The 9,687-nt window shown below is 66.0% G+C and carries 14 protein-coding genes and 1 pseudogene; all 15 read right to left on the bottom strand.

What is annotated here, in order from left to right; translation table 11 throughout:
* Positions 1–278: 278 nt before the first annotated feature.
* Positions 279–548: a hypothetical protein gene (locus tag OGL92_RS21805; RefSeq protein WP_263147933.1), complete on the bottom strand. Its 270-nt coding sequence runs from the start codon at positions 546–548 to the stop codon at positions 279–281.
* A 7-nt stretch (positions 549–555) separates the two neighbouring features.
* Positions 556–1,827 carry a translesion error-prone DNA polymerase V subunit UmuC gene (gene umuC / locus OGL92_RS21800; protein ID WP_276584086.1) on the bottom strand — a complete coding sequence of 424 codons (1,272 nt, stop codon included), beginning with the start codon at positions 1,825–1,827 and terminating at the stop codon, positions 556–558.
* Positions 1,814–2,245 (bottom strand): translesion error-prone DNA polymerase V autoproteolytic subunit, encoded by a 432-nt coding sequence (gene umuD, locus OGL92_RS21795; RefSeq protein WP_263147930.1) that lies wholly within the window; start codon positions 2,243–2,245, stop codon positions 1,814–1,816. The genes umuC and umuD overlap by 14 nt, the downstream gene beginning before the upstream one ends.
* A 139-nt stretch (positions 2,246–2,384) precedes the next feature.
* Positions 2,385–3,170 (bottom strand): hypothetical protein, encoded by a 786-nt coding sequence (locus OGL92_RS21790; protein ID WP_263147927.1) that lies wholly within the window; start codon positions 3,168–3,170, stop codon positions 2,385–2,387.
* Positions 3,139–3,333, bottom strand: a complete 195-nt coding sequence (locus OGL92_RS21785; protein WP_263147926.1) for a Com family DNA-binding transcriptional regulator — start codon at positions 3,331–3,333, stop codon at positions 3,139–3,141. Before OGL92_RS21785 ends, OGL92_RS21790 begins: the two co-directional genes overlap by 32 nt.
* 182 nt (positions 3,334–3,515) lie before the next feature.
* Positions 3,516–3,935, bottom strand: a complete 420-nt coding sequence (locus OGL92_RS21780) for a hypothetical protein (RefSeq protein WP_263147923.1) — start codon at positions 3,933–3,935, stop codon at positions 3,516–3,518.
* A complete protein-coding gene (locus tag OGL92_RS21775; protein WP_263147920.1) occupies positions 3,932–4,822 on the bottom strand; it encodes a hypothetical protein in 891 nt (296 codons plus the stop codon). The genes OGL92_RS21780 and OGL92_RS21775 overlap by 4 nt, the downstream gene beginning before the upstream one ends.
* Positions 4,801–5,364: a hypothetical protein gene (locus tag OGL92_RS21770; protein ID WP_263147918.1), complete on the bottom strand. Its 564-nt coding sequence runs from the start codon at positions 5,362–5,364 to the stop codon at positions 4,801–4,803. The genes OGL92_RS21775 and OGL92_RS21770 overlap by 22 nt, the downstream gene beginning before the upstream one ends.
* 12 nt (positions 5,365–5,376) lie before the next feature.
* A complete protein-coding gene (locus OGL92_RS21765) occupies positions 5,377–5,574 on the bottom strand; it encodes a hypothetical protein (protein ID WP_263147916.1) in 198 nt (65 codons plus the stop codon).
* A complete protein-coding gene (locus tag OGL92_RS21760) occupies positions 5,571–6,131 on the bottom strand; it encodes a hypothetical protein (protein ID WP_263147915.1) in 561 nt (186 codons plus the stop codon). The genes OGL92_RS21765 and OGL92_RS21760 overlap by 4 nt, the downstream gene beginning before the upstream one ends.
* A 34-nt stretch (positions 6,132–6,165) precedes the next feature.
* Positions 6,166–7,788 (bottom strand): hypothetical protein, encoded by a 1,623-nt coding sequence (locus tag OGL92_RS21755; protein WP_263147914.1) that lies wholly within the window; start codon positions 7,786–7,788, stop codon positions 6,166–6,168.
* The gene (locus tag OGL92_RS21750; protein ID WP_263147912.1) at positions 7,785–8,213 is read right to left on the bottom strand and encodes a hypothetical protein; all 429 of its coding nucleotides are present in this window, start codon (positions 8,211–8,213) and stop codon (positions 7,785–7,787) included. The genes OGL92_RS21755 and OGL92_RS21750 overlap by 4 nt, the downstream gene beginning before the upstream one ends.
* Before the next feature lies 1 nt (position 8,214).
* A complete protein-coding gene (locus OGL92_RS21745) occupies positions 8,215–8,484 on the bottom strand; it encodes a hypothetical protein (protein WP_263147911.1) in 270 nt (89 codons plus the stop codon).
* A gap of 1 nt (position 8,485) precedes the next feature.
* Positions 8,486–8,938, bottom strand: a complete 453-nt coding sequence (locus OGL92_RS21740) for a hypothetical protein (RefSeq protein WP_263147909.1) — start codon at positions 8,936–8,938, stop codon at positions 8,486–8,488.
* A gap of 2 nt (positions 8,939–8,940) precedes the next feature.
* Positions 8,941–9,687, bottom strand: a pseudogene (locus tag OGL92_RS21735) (hypothetical protein); the annotation flags it as partial.

Below are 9,687 nucleotides of genomic sequence, written 5' to 3'. Positions count from 1 at the left end.
TTTAGATATAACCCCTTGAATCTTTTAGCTTTCTTATTCACTCCACCCCGGATCAACCCGCATTTATACCCGCTATTTTCGCGGCTGGGTTTTCGCTTCGGCGTGGGACTTCAGATGGATACCGGCAGGGCGCCGGAAAGACAGAATTAGGCGCGCCAGCGCCAACGGGCGAACGCCTTGATCAAGAGGGTGGTGCTGCTGCGGGGAAAAATCACTGCGGGCTTTCTCTCTTCGCTACGCGCGGAACAGTAGCCCACCAGTAGAGCGCGGCGCAACTTTCACGCACTGCCGCCCAGGCTCCCCAGTGCGTTGATCCGGGCTCGCACTCCATCCCTCACCTCGGCCTGGTCTATCTCCGCCACCTGGCCCTGAGCCCACCGGCGCCAGCCGTTGCCCATCGTCGCCCGCGCATCGACGATCCTTATCGCTTCGCCCTCGATCCTCGCCTCCAGCGCCTTGCGCAGCCGATACCGCTCGAGCGCTGCCGCCTTCTCGCCTTCGATTGCATCCCGCTCCTCGCGGCTCAGCCCTGCCAGGTTGTAGCCCATCGCTCCCCTACCTCACCTTCCACAGTTGATCGATCCGGGTTGTATAGCTCCGGCTCATCAGCTCCCGCCGCATTCCCCACTCTGGCGTCAATGGCACCCCGGCCGGCCTGAGTGTCCCTCTCCCCCATTTCCCGTTGATTTCGTCCAGAACCTGCATGACCCGCTCGGACGCCGCCGGCTGCTGGACAGCGAACAGGTCGTCCGTAAACTCGCCTCGCTTGCGGAGATCCACCAGCAAGATCTCGGCCTTGCTGTAGGCATAGCCCTCGCGGAATATCCGGGCCAGGCCGTCCACCGCGGCCCTGGTGATCAGGCGCGTGTCGTCGGTGGGATACGGCAGGTCCACCAGCACACCGTTGGCATACCGCGGCTGGTTCGGGTTGAACATGCCGGTCCGGATCGAGACCCTGACCTGTTTCGCCAGCGACTCCTGACGGCGCAGTTTCTCGCAGGCCCTGGCCGCGTAGGTGGCCACCGCCTCACGGATCGGCGCCAGCTCATGCAGTCGGTGCCCGAACATCCGGCTACAGCAAATCTCCTGCCGAGGCGGGTCCGGTGGCTCCAACTCCATGCACGGCGTGCCGGCCAGCTCTCGGGCGGTGCGCTCAATGACAACGCTGAACCGGTCGCGCAGCAGGCGCGGGTCAGCCGTGGCCAGCTCCCAGGCAGTACGGATGTTCATCCCCTGCAGGTGGGCTTGCATGCGCCGGCCGATGCCCCACACCTCCCCGACCTCGATCGCGCGTAGCAATTTGTCCCGGCGCTCGGGGTCGGTGATGTCCACCACTCCGCCGGTCTGGCGTTGCCAGCGTTTCGCCGCGTGGTTGGCGAGTTTCGCGAGGGTTTTCGTTCCAGCGATGCCGACGCCCGTCGGGATACCCGTCCGCAGCAGCACCTCGGCCCGGATGCGGCGGCCCAGCCCCTCGCGGTCAGCGATGCCGGTCAGGTCGGCGAACGCCTCGTCGATGCTGTAAACCTCCAGCGCCGGCACCAGGCTCTCGATAACCGACATAACCCGTTCGCTCATATCGCCGTAGAGGGCGTAATTGCTGGAGAACGCAACGATGCCATGCTGCCGAAGCACTTCGCGGATCTGGAAATACGGCTGGCCCATTTTCACGAATGGCTTCGAGTCGGCCGATCGCGCGATGACACATCCGTCGTTGTTGCTCAGCACGACGACAGGCACGCGCGCGAGGTCCGGCCGGAACACACGCTCGCAACTGGCGTAGAACGAATTGCAGTCGATCAGGGCGAATATGGGATCAGGCGATTGCATGGGGGTGGAGGTTGTAGCGGACCACTCCCCAGGTCTCGAACTCGTCGCCTTCCATGACGTAGAGGGGGCGGTGGGTAGGGTTCTCGGGCTGCAGGATGATCTGCGTGCCCTGGATGACCAGGCGTTTGATCAGCGGCTCGCCGTTGAGAACCGCGATGATGATATTGCCATGCACGGCCGTGCGTGACCGATCGATCACCACCAGGTCGCCGTCAAAAATGCCGGCGCCCTGCATGCTGTCGCCCTCGACATATGCGAGGTACGTGTGGGGCGCGCGAACCGCCAGCAGCTCGTCCAGCGAGATAGGTTGCTCGAGGTGATCCTGGGCGGGGCTGGGAAATCCTGCCGGCACCCGGAACTCGAACAGAGAAAGGAGCGGCCCGCCTTCGGCGAGTGGCCCCAGGATAGTGCACGACATGATACTGCTCCGCCGACGCTTAACTGGTTAGGCATACAGTATTAGACGGCCAGCACACGCGGGAAGGCCTCAAACGACGAACGGGGACGAAACCTATGTGCGGTCGATACACGCAATACCGCACGATGCGCGCCCTTGGTCACGTCCTGGCTGTGCCTGCTGGAACTGCGCGCCGGCGCCTGCGGGTTGGCAACGGATTACCCGGCTTTGGGTATGGTAGCGGCTGGACCTTGCAGCGCCGCAGCCAAGCCGGCTTGATCATGTAGATATAGCGGAACTGCCGTAGCCGGTGGCGTGTGGCGCGCGCCAGATTATTTCGGAGGTACTCGCCGCGGCCGCCGCCTTTCCCTCGGCGCAAGGTCAGGTGCATCGAGTGGTAAAACTCGCCGTCCAACTCGTAGAAATCCTTCGTATGGTGCCCGAAGTAATGGAAGTTCGCGGCCTGGTAGACCACGCCCCAGCCGCCGCAGCGCTCGTCGGCGAACGATTGCACCCACGCGACCATCGGGCAGATTCGGCGGATCAGCTTGATCGCATAGCTCAGCGCCTGGCTTTCAGTATTGCGCGGCGCTACGTCGTCAAACCACATCCGATTGAGTTCCATGTACTGGTGGACCTCCGTTCCCTCGACGATTTTCCGCGCACCGGTAACCGGGTTCATTGCATAGCCGAATTGAAGAACTCCGCGCAGCACGCCATCGACCCAGGCGCCCAGGTGCAAATAGGAGTTGCTTACTACCCGGTGCGAGTAGTGATGCCGAATGATCAGGTCGCAGGCGGTTTTCCGGGAGATCAGGGCGACGTAGAAGTCAGCGCGGCCGAAGCCGGCGGGGGCGAGCGTGCCCAGGATGTACCCGGGCACGTCGGTGGTGGGAGGGGTCCACTGACCAGGATCAGCGGGGTGGTGGTGCGGTTTGGTTGCCATGGGCGTCTCGTTCCGTGGACGCTCGCGGGCGTTCTGGAATGCAGCTCATGGCTGTCAGCTGGTTGAGTGTCCGGCAGCGCGGGCACTTGATTTGCAACAGGGTGAAGCCTTCCGCGCGCGCCAACAGGCGCGAGCAGCCGCCGCAGCGGATGTCGGTGGTCATGTAGGAAACCTGCTCAGTTACTGGTAGGCTCCGGCCCGCTCTCGCGAGGGCGGGGGGCCTTGGCCGGTCTGCAGGCGTGCTCTGCGGGCTGGTGCCTGTCGTCGGTGGTCTCAACACCGGCGGCGGGCGCCCTCTCTTACGTGGGAGTCGGGAGGGGCCTGCGCATGCGGGCCCGCCCCTTTCTACTCCAGCGGCTGCTCACCCTCGGCGGGTGGCCACTGCATCGGCGGCATCATCGCCACCACATCTTCCTCGGTCGGCACCGGCCTGGCGCCGCGCCTCACCTCCTCAATGATCCGGTAACCCAACGCCCAACAGCGGTCGCGCCACTCGACGCCGGCCTGCCCTTCCGCCCGGAACCTCGAGTCGGTGCTGGTCGCGTAGGTGCACAGCGAGAGGATTCCGTCGTAATGGCGTTGCTGTGCCACGCCGTCCATCCAGCGCTGCACCGCTGCGGTCATCCGCGCGACCAGCTCGGCTTCGACCTCGGCAGGGTCCTGCGGCGCGAACGACAGCCGCGCCAGGTCCACGCCCATCGCGGCGATCGCCTCGAGGCTGTCGCCCTCGCAGAGGTACTCGCCGTCCATCAGTATCATTTTCATGCGTTCAGTCCATTGCTGCCCGGGATGGGCGATCGATGCAGGCCGACGTCGGCAATGCCGGTCGAGAAAAACGGCATGGCGATCTGGATGATCGAGCCCGGCGCGGCCGCCAGGTAGGGAAAGGCGTTGTCGTAGCCGAGCGGCGTCCAGCCGATCGCGCGCACGTGGACGAAACCCTCGGCGGCCGTGATCGGCGTGCCCTCCGGTACCAGCACGCCGTTCTTGTAGTACGGCAGCCCAAGGAAGGCGGTACCGGTCTTCGCCCGCAGGTTGGCCGAGAACGTCCCGAACCCGCCGGCGCCGAACAGCGCGCGGTTGCCGTTGGTGGTCAGCAGGTAGCCGGCCCCGATCGGCACCGCGGTCTGCGCGCCGGCGGTGATCTGCGCCAGGTAGAATTCGACGCCGTAGCGGCCGGCGGCGCCGGTGCGGTTGAGGAACTGGAGCAGCGCCTGCACATCTGCCGTCAGCGCCCCGCCGCTACCGCCGAACGTGGTGTTGTCGAAGATGAATTTCCCGGCCGAGCTGAACGCCCCGGCCCCGTTGAAGGGTTGCAGGTAGGGCGAGGCGGTGAAACTCGCGCCAAGGGTCAGCGACTGGGGATCGGCCTTGCCGGCGAACCGGCCGTTGTCCGGCATCAGGTTCACCGGCGCGTTCGGCGCCTCCTGCCACGCGCCGTCCTTGAGCCAGTAACCTTTGCTGTCGCTGGCCGGCGCCCGCGGCACGTTGAGCGCATAGGCCCTCACCTCCCCCACCCCGTTGGTGACGTACAGGTCGACGCCAGCACCCGCGCGGACGAAGTAGAGGGCATTCGGGTCCAGGGTGGCCGGCAGCCCCGCCACCAGCTTGTTAAACTTGAGCGGCTCCATCACCAGTTCGCCACGTCCCACTCGGCCGGGATCGGCACCCCGCCGAAGCGCAGCCGGCCGTCCGCCGACTCGCTCAGTTTGTCGAGCACCGGCTTGTTCGGGTGGCTGTGGGCCTTGCTGACCGCGTCGTCGATCTGCGCCGGCGTGGATGCCGGGCCGCCCTGGAGCATCGTCCAGGTCAATTGCAGGTCCATCGATTCGTACTCTGCGATTTTCAGCCAGGCCGAAGTCGCCGGGTTCCAGGCGTACATGGCGGCGCCACGCTCGACGGTCGGGTCTGCGGTAGCGTCGGTGACGATGACGAACACCGCCTCGGTGGGGTTCAGGGCGTCCCGCTCAGCGATATCGACCGCGTACAGCACGGGCGCCCCGGAGGTCGGCAGGCTCTGCAGGGCCTGGGCGATCAGCGCGTTGATCATGGCGCTGTTGCCGACGAGCCTGGCCACGCCGTTGGCGTCGGTGAGGTAGCTCTCTGCATAGGCCCCGTTCAGGATGAAATAGAAGGCGCCCGCCTGGAGCTGAGCGGGCAGCGAGTTTTCCTTGTGAAACGTGATGTCAGCCATCGAGGCCTCCGATTACCATTTGGATGTTCCCCACTGTGCCCCGCCGGTACCGGCAGGCCCGGGTGGGCCCGGTGGTCCCTGCCCGCCCACGTTGATGACCTGCACCTGCGGCGCCTGCACCGTCACCAGCACCTGGCGCTCGACCTCGGCGGTGATCGGGTGCTCGACCTCCAGCACCACCACTGCCGGCGGTTGATCTGCGGTTGTCACGCAATGGGCCCTCGCAGGTAACGGGTCACGGTGCCGTCGGCATAGGTCACGTCGAGGGCGTAGTGCAGGCCGGTGCCGGTGAGGCTGGCGGTCTGCGTCGGGGTCAGCTCGCGCACCAGGCTGCCGATGGCGCCGAAGGCCAAACCCTGGCCCAGGATCAGCTCGAGCAGCAGGTCGTCGCCGCGCCAGATCCGCATCGCAGCATCGGCGCCGGCCAGCGCGACGGGCAGCTGGTAGATCAGTTCGCCGCCGCTGGGGCGTTTACCGGTGGCGGACAGGCGATTGATCACCAGGTTGTCGTCGTCCAGCCGGCGCGCCCAGTGCGGTGCCTGGCCGGGTTCGGCATTGAGTTCGGCCATGCCCTGGACGCCGCGCACCCATACCGGCCACTCGGCGGGCAAATCGTGACCCGGCACGGTGAGCACAGCAGGCGCGCCGGCGATTGCGGTTATGGCGCGGTAGGCCCACTCCGGTTGCATCAGCCGCACGGTGTCGCGGAACGTGGTACCCGGCAGGATCGCCAGGGGTGTTTCAGGCAGCAGGGCGCAGGCCGACATAGGTCAGCTCCTGTTCATCGTTGAGGGGGGCCGGTCAGACCCAGGTTACGGGGATGTCACTGTCGCGCACGGCCTCGCCGGTGCTGGGGTTGTAGCTGCCGAACAGCTCGCCGGCCCAGCCCAGGCCGTAATCGTGGCGGCCCGGCAGGGTGCCGCCGGGGTGGGTGACGGTGAACACGCTGTATCGGTAGCGGGTCCACGGGCCTTTTTGCTCCTTGCGCGCCGCATCCAGCACGCCGAACGCCAGCATGCTCGAGCTGTAGCGCGCGACCTCGATCTGGAATGCCGGAAATTCGTTCGTATCCCGGCCTATCAGCATGAAGGGCAATTCGAAGACGGATTTCGCAAGGTTCGCCTGAAAAGCCGCCACCGTCACCGAATCGGGGCCGTCGCCCTTCACCTCGCCCGCCACGGCGCCGTCGACCCGAACGCTGTACTGATACGCCCCTTCCAGGGTTTCGGGGACCGGTTGCGGATTGCCGCTGGGCAAGGTTTCGTGATGCATTCGGGTGCGCACCCATGAGGCGCTGCCGCTGATCGACATCGTGCTCACGACCTCGCCCGCGCGGGTCAGCGTGACGGTGGCGCTCATCGAGCCCGAACGACTTTCGACGGTCCGGTAGTCCAGCACCGACGGCGCCGTATTGAAGCCGCCCGGATCGAACGAATCGACTCCGTAGGCAAACGTCGCGCCCTCCTCGATATGCGTGTCAACGTCCAGACGGATCTCATGCGGGGTGCCCTGGGCGTCGTAGTACATCGACACGATGCGGGTCCAGGACGGCGCTTGCTCGGGCGTGATGTTGGTTACATACGCGGAGCTGCTCGGCTCCTCGAAGAACGCGTAGGTCGCGGGCTCGCCGTCATCCACGTAAACCCCGCCATCGCCCCACCAGTGGTTGAGCAGCAACCCGGTGGTCCTGATGATCGCCGGCTTGTATTCCCGTCGCACCAGCATCATCGCCGCCGATCCGCGAATGCAGGTGTAGGTCGCCTGCATTACCCCGTCCGAATCGCGCCCGATCACCAGCTCGTACATTTTCAGGGGTAGCCGGCAACGGTTCAGCGGCGCTTCCTCGCGGGCGTCCTCTGGCGCGTACAGCGCGAACAACGCCCGGTTGCCTTGGGCGGTCACGTCCACCAGCACCGACACCGTTCCCGCATAGGAAAAGCCATCGTCCGGATCGATCACGGTCGGGGTGAGAAAGCGCTGCTCCACGGCATCGCCGGGGCGGTGGTCTTCACGCCAAATCACCGGCGTGGACGTGAAACTGATCTCGCCCGCGCCGACCCATTCGGCAATCCAGTTGCGCTCGCCGTCGTGGAAAACCCAATTGGCATGAACGGTGGCGAATTGCCGTTTGCAGTAAACGACCCCGGCCGGCGAACAGAGGACATCCGCCTGCCAGCGCACTCCCGGTGGAGGCTTGTAGCTCGGCACGTACTCCTGCGCTCGCGGATCGCGAAACCGAAAGCAGCTGCCCGGCTGGGCGCGGCGATCGCGGCTATACACCTTCGGCAGCGGTATGGTCACCGGCCCGGCCTGGAGGTAGGTCACGCCGCCGAATACGTCGGGCATGAACATCCGGCCGTGGTAGGGCCAACCGAAGCGAACCACCTGGCCAGGGTCGTGATCGTCGAGAGGGGATTCGATCATTGGGTCGGCCTCGCGGGAACGGCGAACTGCATCACCACCGGGGCGTTGTTGGCGTCGACCATGTGCATCGCCTTGACCGGACGCAGCTCGACGCTCAGGAAATAGTCGTTGCTGTAGAGGTTCGAAATCGGGTCGTAGTACTCCCGGGTGTTCGGCACCTCGGTAAGCGGGCTGGCCACGCCGCCGGTACCGGTGTTGGTGGCGGGCTTATTCCAGGTGCCCTTGCCGGTCTGCGCCGCAAGCTTGCCGCGCGGGTCGAGGGGCCGCAGCGGTTGGTTCTGCCGCGGCGGGTTCACCAGGCGGTTCAGGTTTTCCGCGAGCTCGTCCGCCGAAGCCTGCCGTTCGCCTCGCATACGCGGATCGATAGCCTGGCGCTCCCCGCGGATACGCGTATCGATCGCGCGACGTTCATCTGCCAGCGACATATCAACCTCCTACCGGGTGCCAGGTGCTGCCGAAACGCAGGTAAACCGTCCCGCTGTCGATGTCCCGGTACATCACCGGGCCGCTTCCGAACCCCGGCGGGCCATTGCCCTCCGTGACCGTCACGACACGCACCCAGCGTGTACCCTCCTCACCGACATCGGCGGCCAGGTAAACATCGCCGTTCTGCGAGTCGCAGTAGTGGGCGCCAACGAACTCCGGCGCACTGGTGGGTGCGCCGTAGCCGGCGAAAATGTGCTGCTGCTCGGGCATATCAATCTCCTGCGGTCAGAATGTCACCCTCGGCGCCCGTCAGGACCAGGCCGTCGGCATCGGTGAGGGCATTCTCGGGTATGGGGTCAGGGCCGGGCCCTTCGGGCGGGCCGGCGGTTTCCAGAATCGCGATGCGGTGCAGCAGGCTGTCGAACAGTGCGGCGGTCAGGCGAACGCTGATGGTCGACCCGGGCGGCGTCACGCTCGGCGCCAGGGTGTTTTCCTGTTCGCGCTCGAGGGTCAGTACCCCGCCGGCTCGGCCTACGATGTTGACAATCTCCCAGGCTACTTCGCGGCCGGTCGAGTCTTGGCGGGCCAGCGTGGCCACGTAATGGTCGCCAGCCCCGAGGCCGTCGAGCATGCCCGCCATCGCCGGCGATATCTGGCACTGCTGCGCGCCGGCGGGCAGCGCCTCCAGCAGAGGCGCCGACCAGTTGTTGATGAACCGTTGCATGCTCACAGCTCCAGGGTGTCGTTGGGGAAGCCGACCCGGTAGGTGGCCGAGGTCTCGGTCTTCTGCTCGTCGCGGCGCTCCTCGGGAATCTCGACGGCGGTCAATTGCAGCCGCCGCGGGAATGACTCGAACGTGAAATCGTCCCAGGCGTTGTAGTTGCCGGAAAACCCGTCGGCGTTCTCGTCGAAAACACCCGAATCGCGGTGGCGCCCGAGCTGGGTGACCAGGGGCTTTTCCGGCCCATAGTGCCCCTGCGGTGGGGTCGCAGGCCGGCCAGGCACCAGCAGCGCGTCGCCGATCCGGCCACCGCGCATCACGGCGATGGTGAGCTGGGTCACCGCTTCGCCCGTTTCGACGTTCCAGCGGTCCTCAACCTCGATAACCTTGCCGGTGGCCACCACGCCCTGATCCTCCAGGCGCAGCGAGTGGATCAGGTCGACCCCGAACGCCATGCTGGTCGGCACGGCCCAACTGACCCGGGTTCCGCGGTGCCCACCGATGATGGCCACCTGGCCGATTTGCAGCAGGCACTCCAGCGCGGCGCGGCGGCGGGTCTCGTCGCCCAGGTCCTGAAAGCCGGAATTGCCGCCCTTCACTGGGTCGGACTCCCATCGCTCGGCCCGCTCGCTCTCGATCTCGAACGATACTGACTCGCGCTGGATGTCCCCGCCCACCTCGGCCTCGTCCGCGATCAGCGCGATGGTGTAGTGCTCGGTGACGTACTGCGTCCAGCGACGCGCGGCCGTGAC

It is taken from the genome of Pseudomonas sp. RIT-PI-AD (assembly GCF_025642785.1).
GTDB lineage: Bacteria > Pseudomonadota > Gammaproteobacteria > Pseudomonadales > Pseudomonadaceae > Pseudomonas_T.
This window is presented reverse-complemented; position numbering and strand designations above follow the sequence as displayed.